The sequence below is a fragment of the Reella acinonychis genome (assembly GCF_052384575.1).
In the GTDB taxonomy this organism is placed as follows: domain Bacteria; phylum Pseudomonadota; class Gammaproteobacteria; order Enterobacterales; family Pasteurellaceae; genus JBQSUQ01.
The window spans coordinates 16,600-39,105 of the sequence record NZ_JBQSUQ010000006.1; the positions used below are offsets into that span (position 1 = coordinate 16,600).

General features: G+C 37.4%; 19 protein-coding genes and 2 tRNA genes. 10 read left to right on the forward strand and 11 right to left on the reverse strand.

The window, feature by feature from the left end:
* Positions 1-48: 48 nt before the first annotated feature.
* The 3 genes from ACT2CV_RS03635 to ACT2CV_RS03645 form a co-directional block, all read right to left on the reverse strand.
* A complete protein-coding gene (locus ACT2CV_RS03635) occupies positions 49-2,106 on the reverse strand; it encodes an ABC transporter permease (protein WP_464972178.1) in 2,058 nt (685 codons plus the stop codon).
* Positions 2,107-2,125: 19 nt separating this feature from the next.
* Positions 2,126-3,163, reverse strand: coding sequence for an ABC transporter substrate-binding protein (locus tag ACT2CV_RS03640; protein WP_464972179.1), 1,038 nt, complete (start codon positions 3,161-3,163; stop codon positions 2,126-2,128).
* Positions 3,164-3,248: 85 nt separating this feature from the next.
* A complete protein-coding gene (locus tag ACT2CV_RS03645) occupies positions 3,249-4,289 on the reverse strand; it encodes an ABC transporter substrate-binding protein (RefSeq protein ID WP_464972180.1) in 1,041 nt (346 codons plus the stop codon).
* A gap of 188 nt (positions 4,290-4,477) precedes the next feature.
* Between ACT2CV_RS03645 and udk the strand changes: the two genes are divergently transcribed.
* Genes udk through ACT2CV_RS03665 form a run of 4 tightly spaced genes read left to right on the forward strand, consistent with a single transcriptional unit; the run spans position 4,478 to position 8,182 of the window.
* Positions 4,478-5,119 (forward strand): uridine kinase, encoded by a 642-nt coding sequence (gene udk / locus ACT2CV_RS03650; protein WP_464972181.1) that lies wholly within the window; start codon positions 4,478-4,480, stop codon positions 5,117-5,119.
* A gap of 9 nt (positions 5,120-5,128) precedes the next feature.
* Positions 5,129-5,713, forward strand: a complete 585-nt coding sequence (gene dcd, locus ACT2CV_RS03655; protein ID WP_464972182.1) for a dCTP deaminase — start codon at positions 5,129-5,131, stop codon at positions 5,711-5,713.
* A 1-nt stretch (position 5,714) separates the two neighbouring features.
* On the forward strand, positions 5,715-7,004 hold the full coding sequence (locus tag ACT2CV_RS03660) for a hypothetical protein (protein WP_464972183.1): 1,290 nt from the start codon (positions 5,715-5,717) through the stop codon (positions 7,002-7,004).
* Complete coding sequence (locus ACT2CV_RS03665; protein WP_464972184.1) at positions 7,004-8,182, forward strand: sugar transporter; 1,179 nt, start codon at positions 7,004-7,006, stop codon at positions 8,180-8,182. Before ACT2CV_RS03660 ends, ACT2CV_RS03665 begins: the two co-directional genes overlap by 1 nt.
* A 55-nt stretch (positions 8,183-8,237) precedes the next feature.
* Here the strand turns inward: ACT2CV_RS03665 and der are convergent, their stop codons facing one another.
* The 7 genes from der to dnaQ all read right to left on the reverse strand — a co-directional run bounded on the left by der (position 8,238) and on the right by dnaQ (position 14,594).
* On the reverse strand, positions 8,238-9,758 hold the full coding sequence (der, locus tag ACT2CV_RS03670; RefSeq protein WP_464972185.1) for a ribosome biogenesis GTPase Der: 1,521 nt from the start codon (positions 9,756-9,758) through the stop codon (positions 8,238-8,240).
* Between the two features lie 142 nt (positions 9,759-9,900).
* Entirely contained in the window at positions 9,901-10,962 is a 1,062-nt protein-coding gene (gene yedE, locus ACT2CV_RS03675; protein ID WP_464972186.1) for a YedE family putative selenium transporter, read from the reverse strand.
* A 137-nt stretch (positions 10,963-11,099) separates the two neighbouring features.
* Positions 11,100-12,029: a GTP-binding protein gene (locus ACT2CV_RS03680; protein WP_464972187.1), complete on the reverse strand. Its 930-nt coding sequence runs from the start codon at positions 12,027-12,029 to the stop codon at positions 11,100-11,102.
* A gap of 53 nt (positions 12,030-12,082) precedes the next feature.
* The gene (locus ACT2CV_RS03685; RefSeq protein ID WP_464972188.1) at positions 12,083-13,138 is read right to left on the reverse strand and encodes an NAD(P)-dependent alcohol dehydrogenase; all 1,056 of its coding nucleotides are present in this window, start codon (positions 13,136-13,138) and stop codon (positions 12,083-12,085) included.
* A gap of 400 nt (positions 13,139-13,538) precedes the next feature.
* Positions 13,539-13,615, reverse strand: a tRNA-Asp gene (locus tag ACT2CV_RS03690).
* A gap of 27 nt (positions 13,616-13,642) precedes the next feature.
* A tRNA-Asp gene (locus ACT2CV_RS03695) sits at positions 13,643-13,719 on the reverse strand.
* A gap of 89 nt (positions 13,720-13,808) precedes the next feature.
* Positions 13,809-14,594 carry a DNA polymerase III subunit epsilon gene (gene dnaQ / locus ACT2CV_RS03700; RefSeq protein ID WP_464972189.1) on the reverse strand — a complete coding sequence of 262 codons (786 nt, stop codon included), beginning with the start codon at positions 14,592-14,594 and terminating at the stop codon, positions 13,809-13,811.
* Between the two features lie 68 nt (positions 14,595-14,662).
* On the opposite strand from dnaQ, the gene rnhA reads away from it, so the two are divergent.
* Entirely contained in the window at positions 14,663-15,133 is a 471-nt protein-coding gene (gene rnhA, locus ACT2CV_RS03705; protein ID WP_464972190.1) for a ribonuclease HI, read from the forward strand.
* 49 nt (positions 15,134-15,182) lie between these two features.
* On the opposite strand, the gene lysC is transcribed toward rnhA, so the two are convergent.
* On the reverse strand, positions 15,183-16,535 hold the full coding sequence (lysC, locus tag ACT2CV_RS03710; protein WP_464972191.1) for a lysine-sensitive aspartokinase 3: 1,353 nt from the start codon (positions 16,533-16,535) through the stop codon (positions 15,183-15,185).
* A gap of 196 nt (positions 16,536-16,731) precedes the next feature.
* On the opposite strand from lysC, the gene proQ reads away from it, so the two are divergent.
* The 5 genes from proQ to ACT2CV_RS03735 all read left to right on the forward strand — a co-directional run bounded on the left by proQ (position 16,732) and on the right by ACT2CV_RS03735 (position 22,445).
* The gene (gene proQ / locus ACT2CV_RS03715) at positions 16,732-17,427 is read left to right on the forward strand and encodes an RNA chaperone ProQ (protein WP_464972192.1); all 696 of its coding nucleotides are present in this window, start codon (positions 16,732-16,734) and stop codon (positions 17,425-17,427) included.
* Positions 17,428-17,511: 84 nt separating this feature from the next.
* Positions 17,512-19,557, forward strand: coding sequence for a carboxy terminal-processing peptidase (gene prc, locus ACT2CV_RS03720; protein ID WP_464972193.1), 2,046 nt, complete (start codon positions 17,512-17,514; stop codon positions 19,555-19,557).
* Positions 19,558-19,624: 67 nt separating this feature from the next.
* Positions 19,625-21,115, forward strand: coding sequence for a L,D-transpeptidase family protein (locus ACT2CV_RS03725; protein ID WP_464972194.1), 1,491 nt, complete (start codon positions 19,625-19,627; stop codon positions 21,113-21,115).
* Positions 21,116-21,197: 82 nt separating this feature from the next.
* The gene (locus ACT2CV_RS03730; protein WP_464972195.1) at positions 21,198-21,758 is read left to right on the forward strand and encodes a peptidoglycan L,D-endopeptidase MepK; all 561 of its coding nucleotides are present in this window, start codon (positions 21,198-21,200) and stop codon (positions 21,756-21,758) included.
* Between the two features lie 57 nt (positions 21,759-21,815).
* Complete coding sequence (locus tag ACT2CV_RS03735; protein WP_464972196.1) at positions 21,816-22,445, forward strand: MBL fold metallo-hydrolase; 630 nt, start codon at positions 21,816-21,818, stop codon at positions 22,443-22,445.
* Positions 22,446-22,506 lie beyond the last annotated feature (61 nt).

The window sequence follows — 22,506 nt, forward strand, 5'->3', positions numbered from 1 at the left end:
GCCTTTTGTTAAAACTTTTGATTTTTACACCGCACTTTGCGGTATGGATTAATTCATTTTTTTCGCTTTTGAGCGAGAGATTCTTGTGTCGCCCACTAACCAGTCAAAGAGCAAAATAATTGACATCATTACAACAATAAGGATTGAGCCATAAGCAATTGCGACACCGTACTCCCCGTCTTCTACACGATTTAAAATATATGATGTTGCAACCCTTGTATCAGCAGTTACAAGGAAAACTATCGCACTAACAGTCGTCATTGCTCGTACAAAGCTAGTAACTAATGCGGATAATAATGCCGGTTTTAATAGCGGTAATACAATAAACCAAATGGTTTTGAAGGAACTTCCTTTTAAAGAAAGTGAGGCTTCATCTAAAGATTTATCAAGTTGTCCTAAACCAGCAATGGCGGCTCGCATACCTACAGGCATATTTCTCATTACCATTGACAAAATAATAATTAGACTAGTACCAGTAATATAAATAGGTGCGTCATTAAATGCCAAAATATAAGATACACCCGCTACAGTGCCAGGTACTGCGAAACAAAGTAATGTTAAGAATTCTAAGGTTTTTTTGCCTTTAAAATCTCGTCTTACTGTAATGTATGCTATTAATAAACCGAATAGTGCTGTAATCGGTGCGGCACTTGCTGCAAAAATGACAGTTTGAATAAGTGAAGGCCAAGCTCCATCACTGAATCCTTGCCCAAATAAGGTAATGTAATTTTTTAATGTTAGAGTGTAATCAACACCCCAGTTCATTGTAAAACTACCAAAGAATATACTACCGTAAAGTATAGTATTGAATAGAACCCAGAATACTAAGAAGAAAATAATAGTGTATTTCATAGTATTTGGTAGCTCTTGTACATCTCCTCGATAAGATTTACCAGAAACTGTTACATAAGAACGATTACCAATCCATAAATATTGAATTACAAATATTAGGAGAGAAAATACTAGTAATAGCGTTCCTAATGTACTTGCTGATGCATAATCTAATTGAGATCCTGCAATATAGAAATAAATTTGTGAAGAGATAACATCAAAACTACCACCTAATACTAGTGGAGTACTAAAGTCAGCTAGAGATTGTATTGCTACAACTAAGAATGAGTTTGCAAGAGCTGGTTTTAATAGAGGAAAAATAATATTAAAAAATGTTTGATAGCGATTTGCTCGTAATGTATAGGATGCTTCCTCAATAGATGGATGGATTGATTTCAATGCACCTTCTAAAATCATAAAAGACATAGGTGTTAATGCTAAGGTATGAGCAATAACGATGCCAGTGAAACCGTATAACCAGTTACTACTGAATCCCAAATATTCAACTAAAAAACTGGTAACGTATCCTGAACGTCCAAGCATAAGAGTTACCCCTAAACCAACAACAAAAGGAGGAGTAACAATTGGTAAAATAGAAAATACTTTTCCAATAAATGCAGTACGTTTAGCGATCCTTGTCGTATATAGAGCAAAAATAAGACCGAAAGTCGTTGCTAATACTCCAATGGTTCCAGCTACACTAAGTGAGTTGCCTATGATTCGTAGGACATAAGGTTGTTTTATAATAGTTAGAACTTGGCTAGGTACAAATTCAGAACCGTTATAAAACATAGAAATAAATATTGCAAAAGTAGGATAGACTATAAAAAAGAAGATTAATAAAATTATGCTAATTAGAGATGCAATAATGAATTTATCACTTTGCATTACTTTCATTTTTGCTAGTGCATTAGTCGCTAATGCGACTAATGCAACAGTTAAAATAAAGATAGAATAACCTAAACTTATTTTAGCAAAGATGGCAGATACAAATATAAAAGCAAAGATAGAACAAACGATAATAAATTCAAATATTCCTTGGATTCTTTCTCCTTTCTTGCTAAATACCTGTGAAATAAATGGAACTAATAGTAGTGAACCAAACCATATCCAACTTAAGTTGAATGAGCTCCATCCCATAGCTGAATAAATTTCATCTGATGTAGAATCTAATATGCCATAATATAAAGCATTAGATGGAAGACATATAAAGCCTAAAATAGCTAGTGTAATCCAAAAAATACTAGAATTATATATTTGTATTTGCTTCTTCATAATACCTCCAAAGAAAAAGCTATTGTGCTAATTTGATTTCGGTAACCCATTTTTGAATGAGAGCATTACGTTTTTCACTCGAACCAAATGTACTGAAATCATAGTTTATTAACTTTAATTCTCCAGGTTTCAATGTATAAGGAGATGGAGTTGCGTGTATATTTGTTAATACGTGATGTGATTGTGCTTCTTTCCAAGATAATTCTTGGGCCTCTTTTGACATTACCCAATCAACAAATAGTTTCGCATTTTCTAAATTTCTTGCATTTTTAATGATACTCACTCCGCCAAGTTCATAACCTGTCCCTTCACATGGTACGATAACTTCAAGTGGAGCACCATTTTCTCGTTCAAAAGAATAGTTTTGTAAGAAACCAATTCCAATGGTAGTTTCTCCTCTTGCGGAATTTCTTGATGGGGCCGTTCCTGCTTTTGGATATTGTGAAATATTTTTATCAAGTGCACCCAAATATTCAAAGGCTTTCTCTTCTCCCCATAGTTGAACAAATGTAGCTATAGCAGTATAAGCAGTACCAGCACTTTGAGGATCTGCTATTTGAACCTCATCTTTTAAGCGAGGGTCTAACAAATCTTTCCAGCATTTGGGTGTTTCATTTATACCAAGTTTTTTTAGCCTTTCAGTGTTTACACCAAAACCTAGTACTCCCATATAAACTACAGAGCTATAGTTTCCTTTTAATTTTCCAGGATCTTTAAATTGTGGCATTACTTCAGATAGTTTAGGAGATTGATAAGGCGTTAATAGTCCCATTTCTGCAGCTTGTGAGTGAGTATCAAAAGTACCTCCATACCATACATCTGCTTCTGGATTATTTTCTTCAGCTTTTATTTTAGCTAATGTACTGCCTGAACTATTACGAATAAACTTGGCGTCTATATTGTACTTTTTAGAAAATGCTTGAACTTCTTTTTCACAAACAATATTTTGAGCACTACAATAAACAACTAGTCGCCCTTTGGCTGATGCATTAGTCATAAAGGCTAAACTGCCTAATAACGTGGCGGATAAAGTCAAAGCAATTTTTGAAAGTTTCATTGTTTTCTCCTTATTTGATTTGGAAAAAGTGAGTTGTTAGCTCACATGAATGAAAAAATGTGCGGATTTTTACCGCACTTTTAGTTTATTGAGCAAGTTTGATTTCTTGCACCCATTTTTCAATTAATCTTTTACGTTCAGTGGTTTCACCATATTTTTCAAAATCATAATTGATTAAGTTTAATTTGGTTGGATCAAATGCTGTTGGTGATTGTTCTGCTTTTGTATTGGTTAATGTTTGGTGAGAATTACCTTTACGCCATGCGACTTCTTGTCCCTCCTTAGATAAAACGAAGTCAACAAATTGTTTTGCATTATCGATATTGCGAGAACCTTTAATAATACTTAGGCCACCTAATTCATAACCAGTTCCTTCACAAGGTACTACCATTTCAATTGGTGCTCCAGCTTGTTTTTGAACGGCATAATCATGTAAGAAACCAATCCCAATAGTCGCTTCACCACGTGCTGTATTATTGGATGGTGTGATACCTGATTTTGTATATTGTGAAATGTTTGGATGTAATTGTTTAAAGTAGTTAAAGGCGTGCTCTTCACCCCAAAGTTGTACAAAGGTTGCGATAGCAGTATAAGCTGTACCTGAGCTTTGTGGATCTGCAATTTGGATTTCGCCTTTTAGACGCGGATCAGTTAAATCCTTCCAGCATTTTGGTACTTCATTAATACCTAATTTTTTCAAACGCTCAGTATTGACGCCAAATCCTAAAATGCCCATATAAATGGCAGATGTATAGTTTCCTTTGACTTTGGCTGGATCTTGGAATTTTTCTACTACATCATCAATATGTTTTGAACGATAAGCTTCTAATAAGCCCATTTCTGCAGCTTGTGCTTGTGGGTCAAATGTACCTCCGTACCACACATCAGCTTGTGGGTTATTTTTTTCAGCTTCTACTTTCGCAAAAGTACTACCAGAACCATTGCGGATAAAAGCTGTTTTTACGTCATATTGTTTACCAAATTCTTGCGTGACTGCTTCACACATTTCATTTGTAGCACTACAGTAAACAACCAAGCGACCTTTAGCTTGTGCTTGAGCAGATAACATTAAGCCAGCACCTAAAAGTGCGGTGGAAATTGTAAGAGAAAGTTTTTTCAATTTCATATATAACCTCGTCGATTGAAAATAAGATTAGGGGTGAGATTATGTAGCATATTAATTGATTTCATAAGAAAATACAGTGAGCTATATCACAAAAAACTAATTTGGTTAAAAATTAGTTGATAAACTGTTAAATAGTCCTATTTTTCTTTATAATAAGCAGTTATTTACTGCTATTTGGGAATGGATATATGCCACAAAATTCATCTTGTATTATTATCGCCATCGCGGGTGCTTCAGCGTCAGGAAAAAGTCTGATTGCTTCCACTGTACATAAAGAATTATGCGATGAATTGGGCTGTGCCGATATTGGCATTATTTCTGAGGATTGTTATTACAAAGATCAAAGCCATTTGGATTTTGAAACTCGTACTAAAACCAATTATGACCACCCAAATTCCATGGATAGAGAATTATTAATCTCTCACTTGAAAGCTTTAAAACAAGGTGAAGCGGTTGATATTCCTGTTTATAATTATGCTGTGCATAATCGTTCTTCAGAAGTCATTCACTTCACCCCTCGTAAAATTGTGATTTTAGAAGGGATTTTACTGTTAACGGATGAACGCGTTCGCCAAGAAGTGTCAATGTCAGTTTTCGTGGATACGCCATTAGATATCTGTTTTATTCGTCGTTTACAACGAGATATAGTGGAGCGTGGGCGTTCAATGGAATCCATTATTGATCAATATCGTGCAACAGTTCGCCCTATGTTTTTACAGTTTATTGAACCTTCAAAACAATACGCAGATGTAATTATTCCTCGTGGTGGAAAAAACCGAGTGGCAATTAATATGTTAAAAGCACAAATTTTGAAATTATTAGGACGATAGGAGAGAAAAATGAGATTGTGTGATGTGGATATTGAACGCTATTTAGATGATAAGATCATCGAACTTTCTCCTCGCCCAGATAATAGCAAAATCAATGGTGCAACTATTGATTTACGTTTAGGCAATTCATTCCGCGTTTTTCGTGAACATTGTGCACCTTTTATTGATGTCAGTGGGCCAAAAGAAGAAGTCGCCGCACAGCTTGATCTTGTGATGAGCGATGAAATTATTATTGGCGATGATGAAGCATTTTTTCTTCATCCCGGTATGTTAGCTTTGGCAACGACATTAGAAAGTGTAAAACTTCCTTCTAATATTATTGGTTGGTTAGATGGACGCTCTTCTCTGGCACGTTTAGGGTTGATGGTGCATGTTACCGCGCATCGTATTGATCCGGGCTGGGAAGGAAAAATTGTATTGGAATTCTATAATTCGGGTAAACTGCCGCTTGCACTACGCCCAAATATGATTATTGGCGCATTGAGTTTTGAAGTTTTAAGCGGTCATGCGGCGCGACCTTATACTAGCCGAGTTGATGCAAAATATAAACATCAACAAAGTGCAGTGGCAAGCCGTATTAATCAGGATAAGTAATATGTTGAAAAAAATAGGCATAGGATTATTGATTTTAATCCTTGCCTTTTTTGCTTTACTCTTTTGGCAAAAAGGCAAAATTGAGAAAAATTTAACCGCACTTTTGGCTAAAAATCAGTTAGAAGTGAAATCAGTAGCGCTTAATTTGTTGCCGACCGCATTGAATTTAACGGATGTGCGCTACCTTTATCCGCAAAATGCCTCCGAGTTCCAAGCTAAAAATCTGAATTTCACTTTATCACTTTGGTCTTTATTGTGGGGCGAAGTAAAACTTGAGTTAATCCAAATAACACAAGGGAAATTATGGAACGCAAACCAATCTCTTATTCTGGATCAGATTGATGGTACGCTTACTGCACATTCATTATCTTTATCTGATAAAGATAAGATTATTGCTGATTGGAATGCGGGACGTGTTATTCAACCTGATTTTGAACTGGATATTAGTGCAAGAAATGCCAAACAAGCTCAAATCCAACTAAAAACAAAGTTCAGCCTTTCAAAGCATAATGTGCCTTTTTCTTATTTAAATGCAATTGTGCAGTGGCAAAAGCCTTTGTTAAACCAAGATAAATGGCATGCTAGTTTGGGTAAGGGAATTTTTTCTTTTGAGCAAAATAATTATACTTTAATGGCTGATGGATTTTCTCTTAATCAAGTGGTATTGGGTACTGTTAATGCCAATCTCACCCCTGAAAAAATAAATATTTCTATTGATGATAATGTGGTTATTGATGGCGTCATTGCAGATCAACAAAATCAACAATTCCATGTGATCGCTCAAAATGCCAATTTGTCGAATTGGTTGCAGGCATTTACTTTACCGGTTTTAGCGGAAGGAAAGGCGAGTACTAAAGCGCAAATTTTATTGCTACATAACCAACCAATTTCAGCCAATGCGATACTTCGAGTAGAGCAGGGTAAAATTAGAAATCTAAATTTGCTCGCCTTAATTAGCCAATATCTTTCCATCAATTATGATGAAAATGCCTTGGCGGGTATGGATACGGCTTTTGAGCAAATGGATACAGAATTGTCTTGGGCAAATAATCAACTTGATATTCGTACTTTGAATATTAATCATCAATATTTGGACCTAAAAGGCAAAGGCAGCGTTGATTTATCACAAAATAAATGTGATGTACAAACAGAAATTGCGGCTAAGAAATATCAATTTGTTGCCTTACCAGTGCGGTTCTTTGGCAATTGCAACTCACTAGAATATAAGGTGGAAATTAACCGCAGTTTTCGTCAACAATTAAAAGATTTTATTAGAGAAAAATTAAAATAATGTTATCCCAGCATAAAGTCGATCGAATCGGCTATTATCGAGTAGCGGCAATGGCATTTGCCGCTTTTATTTTTAATACGACGGAATTTGTTCCGGTGGCGTTATTGTCTGATATCGCTCAAGGCTTTGATATTTCATTATCACAAACAGGGTTGATGATGACAGTCTATGCATGGATTGTGTCGTTAATGTCATTACCGCTGATGTTAGCCACATCGAAGTTAGAACGTCGTAGTTTATTGTTAAAACTGTTCGTTTTATTTGTGCTATGCCATCTGTTATCCGTATTTGCTTGGAATTATTGGGTGTTGTTGCTATCAAGGATGGGGATTGCATTTGCGCATGCGGTCTTTTGGTCGATTACGGCTTCTCTTGCAATGCGAATTGCGCCTCAAGGCAAACAGACACAGGCTTTAGGGATGATTGCCATGGGATCAGCAATGGCGATGGTTTTAGGCTTACCAATTGGACGGATCATTGGGCAATGGTTAGGCTGGCGTGCAACCTTTGCTGTGATTGGTATTGCGGCTTTTAGCATTATGTTAATTTTAGCGAACTTACTGCCTCGTTTACCTAGTCGCAATGCTGGTTCTTTGTCAAGTTTGCCTTTATTAATCAAAAGGCCTCTGTTAATCGCCGCTTATTTCACCACAATGTTTATTGTGGCTGGTCATTTTACCGCTTATAGTTACATTGAACCTTTTGCTAAACAAATCAGTCAGTTAAGTGAAAACTTATCTACACTGATGTTATTAGTTTTTGGATTGGCGGGCTTTGTGGCTAGTTTCTTATTTGGACGAATTTACCGATTTTTCCCCGCTAAATTTATCACTTTTGCTTTAGGTATTGTGACTTTATCCCTTGTCTTATTATATTTTGCAAGCACTTCAACATGGTTGGTCTTTGCGCTGATTTTTGTTTGGGGAATTGGCATTTCAGCCATGACATTGGGATTGCAAATGCGCGTGCTACAACTTTCGCCTGATGCGACTGATGTGGCGTCTTCCATTTTCTCGGGGATTTATAATATTGGTATTGGCGGCGGCGCTTTAATTGGTAACCAAGTAATGCAACATATGGGATTAAAAGATATTGGCTTTATTGGGGCAATATTGGGCGTGGTTTCTATGTTGGTGTTTGTAATCACGCATTTAATGTACCGCAGACCAAGAAGATAAAGTACATAAAAAGACACCGCACTTTTAGGTATATATCAAAGTGCGGTGTTTTTTGTTAACGTTTTGATTTCTTAATAAATTTCATTAAGCGCTTACGTTTACGTAATTGCGTAGGCGTTAAGGTATTGCGTTTCCCTGCAAATGGATTGCTCCCTTCTTGGAACTGCAAACGAATTGGCGAGCCAATGATTTTCAAACTACGACGATAATAATTGGATAAATAGCGTTTGTAACTGTCAGGTAATTTATCCATTTGGTTACCATGCACCACAATGATTGGTGGGTTGTAACCACCTGGGTGCGCATATTTCAATTTAATACGACGTCCGCCCGCCATTGGTGGTTGGTGTTCGTCCGTTGCCATCTGTAAGATACGAGTGAGTAGCGAAGTGGTCATTTTTTGCGTCGCACATTGATAAGCTTCCAGTACGGATTCAAATAAATTCCCTACGCCACTTCCATGTAAGGCAGAAATAAAATGTACTCGAGCAAAATCAATAAAATCTAAACGACGATCGAGCTCTGATTTCACTTGATCTTTCACTGATTGATCTAATCCGTCCCATTTGTTGACCACAATGACCAGCGAACGCCCTGCGTTCAGAATAAAGCCGAGTAATGATAAATCCTGATCAGAAATACCTTCACGTGCGTCAATGGTTAATAAGACCACATTGGCATCTTGAATGGCTTGTAATGTTTTGATGACCGAAAATTTTTCTACTGCTAAATGGACTTTACCGCGTTTGCGTACGCCAGCAGTATCAATAATAGTGTATTTCTGGCCATCACGTTCCATTGGAATATAAATACTGTCGCGTGTTGTGCCTGGCATATCATAAACCACTACACGATCTTCGCCGAGAATGCGGTTGGTTAAGGTAGATTTCCCGACATTTGGGCGGCCTACAATCGCAATCTTGATATTTTGATTTTCTGGTGCTTGATGTTCTTCATCTAATGCTTCGTCTAAAAGCGCGGTGTCATTTTCATCTGAAAAATCAAACTCTTGTTCCCATTCATCTTGTTCTGAATCTTCTTCATTTTGTACCGCACTTTGATCTGCTTCACTAAACTGTGCAGCAAATGGTGCTAAAACTTGTTCAATTAATTGTGTGACACCGCGTCCTTGTGAAGCGGCGATTTGCGCAATTTCACCTAAACCTAATTGATAAAATTCGGCACAATGTGAATCGGCGTCAATACCGTCAGTTTTATTGGCAACCACAACAGTTGTTTTATTTTGGCGTTGGCGCAAATAGTTGGCAATGCCGATATCTGCTGGAGTTAAGCCTGCGCGAGCATCAACTAGAAATAAAACAACATCGGCTTCTTCAATGGCTAGTAAGGATTGTTCCGCCATTTTTTCTTCAACGCCTTCTTCAGAACCATCGATACCGCCAGTGTCAATGACGATGAAATCATAGCCTGCAATATTGGCTTGACCATATTTACGATCTCGAGTTAAGCCGGGAAAATCTGCGACTAAGGCATCACGAGTGCGTGTTAAGCGATTGAATAGGGTTGATTTTCCAACATTTGGACGACCAACGAGTGCAACTACAGGCGTTGTCATAAAAACCTCAAAAGAATAGTTACATAAAATTATGCATGAAATAATCGGCTATTATAGCGGATTTTCTAGCGGATGAGAAACAACGAGGGGATAAATTCAAAGCGCGGTGGAAAACTTGTGAGTTTTGCACCGCACTTTTGAACTAGGCACTGGCTTTTTTCGTAAAGCCAATATACAAACAGAATATAAATCCAACAAGCAATGCGTAAGGGGAGTATTGGCTAATGCCTGCACCTGAAGCCGCTAAGCTTAATCGATGTGCCGCTGCACCACCTAGTAGCATGCCTAAAATGAACATAGAAGAATCATTATCTCCTTCGCCTAAATGTACTAAGTGTTTGCCAGGACAACCGCCACCTAAAGAGAAGCAAAGGCCACACAATACCATGGCAAGAAAATTCCAAAGATATTGATTATGTGCTAAAGGTTGTTTTTCAAAACCTAAGTGGAATTGACCTAATACCATATTGGTGATAAGTGTCGCTACAACTAAAGCGATAACACCAGTTAATAAGGTTGGATCACGAAGCAATATCATATTACGAAATGCGCCTACGGTGCAGAAACGTGATTTTTGCATTAAGACGCCCAATCCTAGACCTGCAAAGAGTGAAAGCCAGAGGTTAGCATGTTGAGAACCAGGTCCTTTTTGTGAGAAATAGAACGGCAGGCCTTCACCAAAACTGAATTGAGTAATTAAAGCGATAAATAATAGGATAGCAATCACCGTAGGAATAAAACCCAATGCTTTATGTTGAGGTTGGGATTTGCCGAGTGAATATCCGCGATTAATGAAGAATGTACCAGCAACGATACCAACAAATAAACCCACAATACCCGCAATGGCAGTGAGATCCCCTCCGCCTAAGCGTAAATAAGCTCGCCATGGGCAACCTAAAAAGATAAGCGCGCCTAGCATTGCGAAAAAGCCTAAAGCGAGTCGTATGAATGGCGATGATCCCCCTCTTGATTTGAATTCTTTGCTAAATAAAGAAATGATGAGAGCACCAAGAATTAAACCAATGAGTTCTGGACGAATATATTGAAGTGGAGAAGCTTGATGAAGACCGATGGAACCTGCAGTGTCACGTAAGAAACAAGCTGCACAAAATCCCATATTACCTGGATTGCCATTGTAGGTTAGAAGTGGAGCAACGATACCAAGTGCAGCACCTGCAACCACAGGCCATTTTGAAATTTTCATAATGAAACCCTTGTGATATCTAGTTAATCAAATTATTTGTTTTAATCATAACTTATTAAAACAAGGGTATTTTATCTAATATAAATAGGGAATAAATAAATTTATGATAAAAGTTTGTGCTAAATCAAAAATATCATCTATTTACTTGCAAAGAATAAATCTTGGATTAATTGTCGATTGAGATTGAGTCCAATAACCACTGCACCTTGATTTTGCATAGGCTCACAACCAGTAATGGCATATTCTTTATCCACCATATCAAATTTAATCCACTGGTTATTGATTTCGCAATATCCTTTCACGCGAGCTACCTTGCCACAAATTCCACTGGTTAAAAGCAATAATGTATGTGCAAGTTGCTCAACACTAGGTAAGTGTATTTGTTGCAAGCCAATATTTTCTAAATCATTTTTCTTTTGATTTTCAATGCTTCTGAATGAGAGAAAAACTTGCTTATCGTCAGATTTTGAATCAACGCTTACTTCGCGTGATAACACTTCATGCCAAATATCTTCGTGCCAGTTTTGATAAGCTTGCGCGGGGAATAAGATATCTTCAGAAAGATTGAGATCAGCTTTAAGTGCGGTGAAATCTTCATCAGAAAATGATTCTGCTTTACTAACAACAATGGTTCCTGCAACCGAAAGTTGATCTTTGAAGTAGTCAGGGAATTTTTGTCTACTTTCACGATAATGTTTACCATCAACAATCGTAATCGGTGGTGCAAATTGAATTTGCTCGTAAGTGATTTTTTCTAATTGACGAATAATTTTGCTCGGCCAAGCTACACCGCTTGGTTCAATGATTAAATAATCTGGATTAATGGAGTTGGCGATGGTTAAGATGGAATAGGTGAAATCTAAACCGAGAGAGCAACAAATACAGCCTTCAGTTAATTCCCAAACTTTGAGGTCTTCATTTTGATTTTTTAGTAATTCACCATCAAAGCCTAATGTACCGAATTCATTTTCAACTATTGCAAATCGTTTCCCTGTTTTTTTTATCATTTCTTGGATAAAGCTTGTTTTTCCTGCGCCAAGAAATCCCGATACAATTATAATTTTCATATACAGCCCTGAAAAAATAAGGCAGGGATCACTCCCTGCCTAAACAAGTAAAATTATAGAACAACAACAGGTTTAATTAAATCTGCTGGTTTATCTTTCATCAACATTAAAGCGTCTTCAACGTGCTCGAAGCCTTTGAATCTATGTGTGATGAGTGGTTTTACATCTAATTTTCCACATTCAATTAGACTTGCTAATTTTTCTAAGCGACGACGACCACCAGGCATTAAACCACCATTGATTTGTTTGTGACCCATACCCACACCCCATTCAGCACGAGGGATGTTGACATATAAGCCTTCACCTAAATAGTTAACGTTACCGATTTTACCACCTGGTTTTAAGCATTTGATTACTGGTTCGAAAGTATCGACTTCACCACCTGCAACAATCGCTTTATCAACACCCTTACCATTTGTTAATTTTAATACTTGTTCATCGATAGGGCCATCTTTGTAGCTGATGAAATCAGTTGCACCATAACCACGTGCTACATCTTGGCAGATTTTGCGAGTACCCACACAGATAATGCGTGAAGCACCACGTAAAGCAGCACCAGCAACAGACATTAAACCAACAGGACCAATACCTACAACTAATACGGTATCACCGAATTCAACTTCTGCTAATTCAACGCCATGGAAACCAGTTGGCACCATATCTGAAAGCATACATGCTTCTTCTGGGCTGATAGAATCTGGTAAATGTGCTAAGTTCGCATCTGCTTCATTTACGTGGAAAAATTCGCCAAATACACCGTCTTTGAAGTTTGAGAATTTCCAGCCAGATAGCATACCGCCTGAGTGCATTGGATAGCCACCTTGTGCTTCAATTGAACCCCAGTCTGGTGTGATTGCTGCAACCATAACGCGATCGCCTGGTTTGAAGTCTTTTACTAAAGCACCGACTTCTTCAACAACACCGCAGCCTTCATGGCCTAAAATCATATTGTGGCGATCACCCAATGCGCCAGCCCATACTGTGTGAGTATCAGATGTACATGGGGATAATGCTAGAGGACGAACGATTGCATCTAAAGGACCACAAGCTGGGCGTTCTTTTTCAATCCAACCTGTTTTTCCAATACCTAACATTGCAAAGCCTTTCATAAGAATCTCCTTATTTAAATTTGAAAGTTAAAAAATAATAAAGTTAAATTTTCTATTGTCGGCATAACCAACAACATAGAATTTGGTATTTTAGTTATGGTTTTAGTCAGTGAGAGTAAATAATCTTCGTTAATCACTACATCCATTCACTAATAGGTATTCAAGTAGAAAAGTAAAAGAGACCGAGAAAGGAAAAAAGAAAATAAAATCTTGAATAACAACTTGGGTTTTATTCTAAACGTTAACTCAAAATAGTTAAATAGCAAAATGAAAGATTTTTTAATTATTTTGAAGATTTTTTGTTTTAAATCAAAAATTTAGGAGCTATTAAAATTAATTAATAAAAGATAAAATTTAGTTGATGAATTTGCTTAGAAAATGGGATGGATTCAAAGTGAATTGGCGGAATGGACGGGACTCGAACCCGCGACCCCCTGCGTGACAGGCAGGTATTCTAACCAGCTGAACTACCACTCCGTATAATAGGGAATTGCACTTTGAAATTGGCGGAATGGACGGGACTCGAACCCGCGACCCCCTGCGTGACAGGCAGGTATTCTAACCAGCTGAACTACCACTCCGCACTGGTGGAACGCATAATAATCATGAACAGAGAAACTGTCAATCTTTCTTTGTGAAATTTATCTTATTTGCTTAATTAATGTTCGCATTAACCCTTATTTTCTTCAGAAGGAAGTAAATTGAGTCGATCTAGCCAAATGCAATTGTTACCCCCTTTCTTACTTTTTTTATGGATGAATTGCAAATATGCCATGTGAGCTTCAATTTCTTGTTCACTCATTTGAGTGACAGGTAAATCTTGTGCAAAATCCACCGCACTTTTAGTGACTTCAGATGGGGTTACAACTGTGGTGGGTTCATTTTCCGCTTCATCAAATAAGTTGGTTTGCCCCCCTGTCATAGCAAGATAAACATCACCCAAGATTTCCGCATCCAGTAACGCACCATGCAATGTACGCTTACTGTTATCAATGGCAAGACGATCGCAAAGTGCGTCTAAACTATTGCGTTTTCCTGGATACATTTGACGAGCTAGCATCAAGGTATCTGTTACTTGGCAAATATCATCTGTTTTGAGTTGAATACCATGTTTACTAAATTCATAATCCATAAAGCCAACATCGAAGGGGGCATTATGAATAAGTAGTTCAGCACCTTTGATAAAATCAATAAATTCCTGTGCAACAGCAGGAAAATCAGGCTTGTCGGCTAACATTTCATCTGTAATACCATGTACTTTGATGGCTTCCGGATCAACTGGACGATCGGGTTTAATATAAAGGTGCAATTTTTTTCCTGTATAACGTCGATTAATCATTTCGACCGCACCAATTTCAATAATGCAATGGCCTTCATAATGCGCACCAAATTGGTTCATCCCTGTGGTTTCAGTATCCAGTACAATTTGGCGATTACTATCAATTTCAACTTTCATATTCTTTTCTATTTATTTGCAAAAATTTGCGGTATTATCACCGCACTTTGATTTTATTGTAACAGATTATGCCAAAACAAATTGAAATTTTTACCGATGGTTCTTGCTTAGGTAATCCCGGTGCGGGAGGTATAGGAATATTGCTACGTTATAAACAACATGAAAAGCGTATTTCAAAAGGTTATTTCCTCACCACCAATAATCGTATGGAATTGCTGGCGGTAACGGAAGCATTAAATAGCCTGAAAGAACCTTGTATCGTGACCATTTATAGTGACAGCCAATATATGAAAAATGGCATTACACAATGGATTTTTAATTGGAAAAAGAATAATTGGAAAGCCAGTTCAGGCAAAGCGGTAAAAAATCAGGATTTGTGGATTGCATTGGATCAAGCCATTCAAGCGCATCAAATTCATTGGCAGTGGGTCAAAGGGCATGCCGGGCATATTGAAAATGAAATTTGCGATCAGTTGGCTAAGCAAGGCGCCGAAAACCCGACCTTACAAGATGTTGGCTATCAGCCAGAAGATAAATAAAAAAGTGCGGTTAAAAAAGCTTACGTTTTTGACCGCACTTTCTGTTTTATTACTCAAATAATTCTTTATGTAGTTGACGAACAACGTCATCTGCTTGCGAACTTTGCACAAGTGTACATACATTATTTGTGCTTGCACCATAGCTAATCATTCTGATGCTATATTGTTCTAACGATGAGAAAATACGTTTCGCAATCCCTGCGGAAATATGTAAATCGTTACCAATTAAGGCGACGAGAGATAATCCCGTATCCACTTTTACGGTGCATACTTCGCTCAATTCTGTTAGTAATTCGTTAGAAAGTAAATCAGTGCCAGCAGAAGCTGAACCTGTTTTATCTAATGTCAGTGCGACACTTACTTCTGATGTGGTAATGGTATCAACAGAAATTTTATATTTCGCTAAGATATTGAATACATTAGCTAAAAATCCTTGCGCATAAAGCATATTTAAGCTGGATAAGGTAAGCAAAGTTTGATCTCGGCGTAATGCAATAGCGCGAAATGTTGGGCGAGGTTGTGGATCACGAGTTACCCAAGTGCCACCATCTTCAGGTGCTTTACTTGAACCAACATAAACAGGAATATTGCTTCTTACCGCGGGAAGTAAGGTCGCTGGATGTAGTACTTTTGCACCAAAAGTTGCCATCTCAGCAGCTTCGGCAAAACTCATAGTATCAATACGTTGCGCATTTGGTGCAATACGAGGATCTATTGTATAAATGCCCGCTACATCAGTCCAAATTAAGACTTCTTTCGCATTTAATACTTCCGCAATCAGTGCAGCAGAATAATCTGAGCCACCGCGACCTAAAGTAGTGGTTTTGCCTTGTGGATCACGACCGATAAAACCTTGTGTAATAATAAGTTCTCCGCGATCAATGAGTGGTTTTAAAATATTGTCACTATTTTTCTGGGTTTGTTCATCATTTGGTCTTGCTTTACCAAAATGGCTATCTGTTGCCACAATTGTTCGGACATCAATCCAAGTGGATTGCACGTTTAATTCGCGTAGAATTTCCACAAATAAACGTGTTGACATCATCTCACCATGGCTAATTAATTCGTCTGTTAATGCTAAAGAAGTAGCAAGACTTGCCGCTTCAGCAAGAGAAGATATATTTTGTAATAAGCGTTCAATTTCGGGACGAACCAAAGCATCATCTTTTAATTCAGATAAAATGTTTTCTTGAATTTGACGCACTTCACCGATTAATTTTTCACGTTGTACGCTGTCAACGCCTTTTGCTAACTCAACTAATAAATTGGTCACGCCTGCTGAAGCAGACAAAATAACCACACGTGTGTTTGGATCTGCCATGATAATTTTGGCACAGGACACCATTGCATTGAAATTGGCAACACTTGTTCCGCCAAATTTTGCTACTGATAAATGAGGCATAAGTTTTTCTCCCAAAATAATAATAGATAGGCATAGAAATAGCGGTTTCATTAGACATTGTCAATATTTTTTAAGAATCGTTTAGATAATCGAGAGAGTGGCTTGCCTGAAAAGGAAATTTACTTGCCTAAATATTGCGTAGATTTGACAAAGTGCGGTAGAATACGCGGAATTTTTTATTTAAAGGTTTTCATAAATGACGGAACAACAAGTCCAAAATCAAGAAGTTGAAATTGCTGAAACTGAACAACAAGCGTTATCAACAGAAACCGCCACAGAAGAAGTGAGCGGCAAATGGTCAAATAAAGAAGTGATTGCTTATTTAGCCGAAAAATTCCCTTTATGCTTTTCAGTTGAGGGGGAAGCTAAGCCATTAAAAATTGGTTTATTCCAAGATTTAGCAGAAGCATTGGCTGATGATGATAATGTGAGTAAAACACAATTACGCCACGTTTTGCGTCAATACACATCAAATTGGCGCTATTTACATGGTTGTCGTTTAGGTGCTGTTCGCGTGGATTTGCAAGGTAATCCAGCGGGTGTACTAGAGCAAGAGCATGTTGAGCATGCGCAACAACAGCTAGCGGAAGCTAAAGCGAAATTAGCAGAAAAACGCGCAGCAAACAAAGAACAAGTGAAAAAACGTCCAGCACGTAAACCACAGGTCGATAAAAATGCAAAATTCGCTAAGAAACCAATGGCGAATAAAAAAACGATGCCGAAATTAACCGCAGTTTCTTTGGATGATTTGCAAGAAGGTGGCAAAGTTAAAGTCAAAGTAGGCGATAGTGTGAAAAATGCTGTTGTGCTACAAACAATGAAAGATTCTGCACGTGTGCAGTTAGACAATGGTTTAGTTGTTAATATTGCAGCGGATCGTTTGTTTGCATAATTTATTTCATAATGCTGCGCAAGCAGCATTAATACATCAATAGATTGATCTATCTGATGTTTTTTCTTTATTAGGAATGTCTAAATGAAGTTGATGAATTCTAAGCAGTATGCTGTAACGGTTTTCTCGTTGTTATTATCAGCGAGTGTCACAGCGGTTGAGCCAAATATTAAATTTAATGAGATCAAAATTCCGTCTTCGACAGAAGAAAATTCGTTAGCAACCAAACGCGTAACAACACGTTTGACGCAATCTCATTATCGTAAATTTCAGTTAGATGATGCTTTTTCTAATAAGATTTTTGACCGTTATATCAATCAGTTAGATTATAGCCATAATTTGTTTATTCAATCTGATGTGGATGAATTACGTGCTAAATACGCTAATGTGTTAGATGATCAATTGAATGAAGGTAATTTAGAAGCGGCTTTTGCGATCTATGATCTTATGACGCGCAGACGTTATGAACGTTATGCTTATGCATTATCCTTATTAGACAAAGAGCCTAATTTAAATGGTCAAGATCAAATTGAAATTGATCGCACCAAAGCTGCATTCCCAAAAACAAAAGAAGAAGCAGATCAACTTTGGGAACAACGTGTTAAACAGGATATCATTGATCTTAAATTAAAAGATAAAAATTGGGCTGAAGTTAAGAAAACATTAGTCAAACGCTATAATTTGGCGATTCGTCGTTTAACACAGACGAAATCAGACGATATTACACAGACATATTTGAACGCTTTAGCGCGTGAAATTGATCCTCACACAAGCTATTTAGGTCCTAGAGCAGCCAAAAGCTTTAACGAAAGTATGAATTTGTCGTTAGAAGGGATTGGGGCAACATTACGTCAAGAAGATGATATTACAACTATTCAATCTCTTGTGCCGGGTGCTCCTGCTGCACGTAGTAAAAAATTAGCTGCAGGAGATAAAATTATTGGTGTAGGGCAGGCAACTGGCGAAATTGAAGATGTTGTCGGTTGGCGTTTAGATGATGTGGTTGACAAAATCAAAGGGAAAAAAGGTAGTAAAGTTCGTCTTGAAGTTGAGCCAGCAAAAGGGGGCAAAACCAAGATCATCACTTTGGTGCGCGATAAAGTTCGTATTGAAGATAGTGCAGCGAAACTAACCGTAGAAAAAGTGGGTTCAGAAAATGTTGCAGTAATTAAAATTCCAACATTTTATATTGGTTTAACCGACGATGTGCGTAAATTATTAAAAGAAATGAAAGCGAAAAAAGCGTCTTCATTAATTATTGATTTACGTGAGAATGGTGGTGGTGCTTTAACAGAAGCGGTTGGATTGACAGGATTGTTTATTTCTGATGGTCCAGTAGTACAAGTGAGAGATGCTTACAATCGTATTCGCGTGCATGAAGACCCTGATAATGCGCAAGTTTATTCTGGTCCATTATTAGTGATGATTAATCGTCATAGTGCCTCAGCTTCTGAGATTTTCTCGGCTGCAATCCAAGACTATAATCGCGGTATTGTTGTAGGGCAAAATACCTTTGGTAAAGGAACGGTACAACAAAGCCGTACGCTAAATTTTGTCTATGATTTAGATCAAGAGCCACTTGGATTTATTCAATATACGATTCAGAAATTCTATCGTATTGATGGTGGCAGTACACAAATCAAAGGGGTTGCACCTGATATCAAATTCCCTGAAATTATTGATGCAAAAGAAACTGGCGAGGAAAAAGAAGATAATGCGTTAGCTTGGGATAAAATTCCATCAGCGAATTATTCTCAATCAGAATCGGCTCGTGATGCAGTTCCTCAGTTAGAAGCAAAACATGAGCAACGTATTGCAAAAGATCCTGAATTTATTGCTTTAGCGGAGAATTTAAAAGTTCGTCAGGAGCGTCGTGAGCGCAAATATTTATCATTAAATTACCAAGTGCGCAAAGCAGAAAATGATAAAGATGAAGCAAAACGTTTGAAAGACATTAATGAGCGTTTTAAACGTGAAGGTAAAGCCTTGTTGAAAAATATCGATGATTTACCAAAAGATTATGAAGCACCCGATTTCTTCTTAACAGAAGCGAAGAAAATGGCAGCGGATTTAGCGTTCTTAAAGAAAGGCAAGACAGAACGCAAACAACAGGAAAAAACGAAAAACTAAGTAAGTTTACACCGCACTTTTATTAGGGATATGGCATAAAGTGCGGTTGATTTTTAAGGATTTCTGAATGAAAGCAAAAACTGACAAATTCAAATTTGCACCTCTTGTAATTTTAATTTCCGGATTATGTACGAGTTGCACAGTATCAAATTATTTTAATGCTAATGTGAATAAAGAAAGCATTAACGTTGATTTGGCAACTCAGCAAATGGAGCAAGAAAAGGCAGCTGAGGCTGCGCGTTTAGAAGCTGAGCGTAAGGCTGAAGAAGCAAAATTGGCACAAGAGAAGCAAATGCAAGCGGAAGCGAAAGTTGCGGAATTAATGGGTAATACGCCTTTACAATTTCAGCGTACTGTAGCAACGATTTATGCTGAACGTGATTATGCGCCAATTTGGGCTGATAAAGCGGCTGAAAAACAATTCTTACGTGAATATGCAGCGATGGTGGCGAGTGGTATTTCTCATCGCTCAGCAAATTCCTTAGAAGCGATTAGTGCGGCTCAGAATGATTCTCTTGTATACGATATGCTATTAACGGATGCTTTTTTAGACTATATGTATTATGCGAAAAGAGTGTCTTCTTCAGCACAAAGTTGGTTGTATTCTGTTAATAGTTATAAGCCAGAAAAGCCATCTGATGAATCTATTGCGGCCTGGTTAAGTGCGGTGAAAAATGAGCAACATTTAACATTTGTGAAGAATTTGTCTTCTGATAATCATTTATATCGCCAAACCTTAGCTCATATTGCAACGAATTTAGCTTCAGATAAGAAAAATCAAGCGGGATTATATAAATTAGCTATTAATGCTCAGCGTTTACGCATTATTCCAAGCTTTGATAATGGTATTTTTGTGAATATTCCAAGTTATCAGTTAGAGTATTATCGTGATGGACAATTAGTGTTAAATTCACGTGTTATTGTGGGTAAAGAATCACGCAGAACCCCTGTGATGTACAGCAAATTAAGCAATGTAGTGGTCAACCCACCTTGGAATGTGCCGAATACTATTTTGACGAAAGATTTAGTACCTAAGTTGGCACGAGATCCAAGTTATGCTGATCGTGCGAGTCTTGAAATTTTTGACAGCAGAGGCAATAAAATTAGTGCTTACAGTGTAAATTGGTCACAATATATTAATAGTAAATCAGTGCCTTTCCGTATTCGTCAGAAAGCGGGAGATGACAGTGCTCTTGGTCGTTTTAAATTTAATATGCCAAGTTCCGATGCGATTTATTTACATGACACACCAAACCGCGGTTTATTTAGTAAAACAGCGCGTGCTTTAAGCTCTGGTTGTGTGCGTGTAGCAAAATCAGATGAATTAGCGACAATCTTATTAAAAGAAGCGGGTTGGTCTGCTGCTAAGAAACAAAGTGTGTTAGCAAGTAAGAAAACCACTTCAGCAACGATTCAATCGGATAATCCTGTTTATTTATATTATGTGACAGCTTGGGTTGAAAATGGTAAAGTGAAAACCTTACCAGATATTTACGGTTATGATCGTGCTAAAGCGCCAAGTTATGTCAATTGGCATACTGTACAGAAATATTTATAATATTTTTGATTAAATAATGAACTAAAGTAACTTTAGCCTGACTAAATAAGATATTCGGGCTCATAGAAAGAGAGACATTTTAATGACAACAATTAACCATAGTCGCCGCAAGTGGTTATCTTTAGGTGGCGTTGTATTGGGTACAACGATTTTACCTAACTCTGTTTTAGCGGTTGTATCTACGCCAAAACCACGAATTTTGCGCTTAAGAAATATTAATACAGGAGAAACTTTTAGCTCTGAATTTTCACAAGGAAAGGGGCTTTCTTCTTCAATGTTAGGTAAATTCAATTGGTTTATGCGTGATTGGCATGTAAATCGTTCACGTAATATGGATCCTAACCTATTTACAAAACTCTATAATATTCAAAGTAAACTTGGATTGCGCAATACAGAGATCCAAATTTTATCTGGTTATAGAACAGCAGCAACCAATAGTGGTTTACGTCGTCGTAGCAGAGGTGTTGCTTCTAATAGCTATCATATTCGAGGTCAAGCAGTGGATTTTCGTGTGCCTGGCGTTTCTTTAGCAAGCATTAGAAATGCGGCGGAAAGTTTGAATAATGGTGGAGTAGGATATTACCCAGTTAGTAATTTTATCCATGTTGATACAGGGCCAGTACGCACTTGGCGTGGTAGATAAAATCATGAAAATAAGACCGCAGTTTTGCGGTTTTATATTTTAAATAAGGAATTCATAATGAATATAGATATTGTGCCAGTCACACCTTTTCAGCAAAATTGCTCTATTATTTGGAATGATGAAAAACAGGCTGCAATTATTGATCCCGGTGGTGAAGCACCTAAATTAATCCAACGAATTGAAGAACTTGGATTAGATTTACAAATGATTTTATTGACTCATGGCCATTTAGATCATGTTGGCGCAGCCATGAAATTAAAACAACATTTTAATGTTGAAATTATTGGGCCTCATTCCTTAGATTTATATTGGTTTCAATCCCTTCCGCAACAGTCTCGTCAATTTGGTTTATTTGAAATTGATGCCTTTGAACCTGATCGTTGGTTAGATAATGAACACGAAATGATTTCTGTCGCAGGATTTAATTTTGAGATTTTGCATTTACCAGGTCATACGCCAGGACACATTGGTTTTATTGAACATCAACAAAAAGTTGCGTTTACGGGCGATGTGTTATTTAAACAGGGGATTGGGCGTACGGATTTCCAAGGGGGAAGTCATCAAGATTTAATGGATTCAATCAAAAAAAAAATGTATTTATTACCAGATGATATGCTCGTTCTACCTGGGCATGGACCTCATACAACTATAGGATATGAGAAACAGAATAACCCTTTTGTTAAGTAGTTTGAACACTTAAAAGTGCGGTGGAAATTACTTAAGTTTTTAAAAGTAAAAATCCACCTTC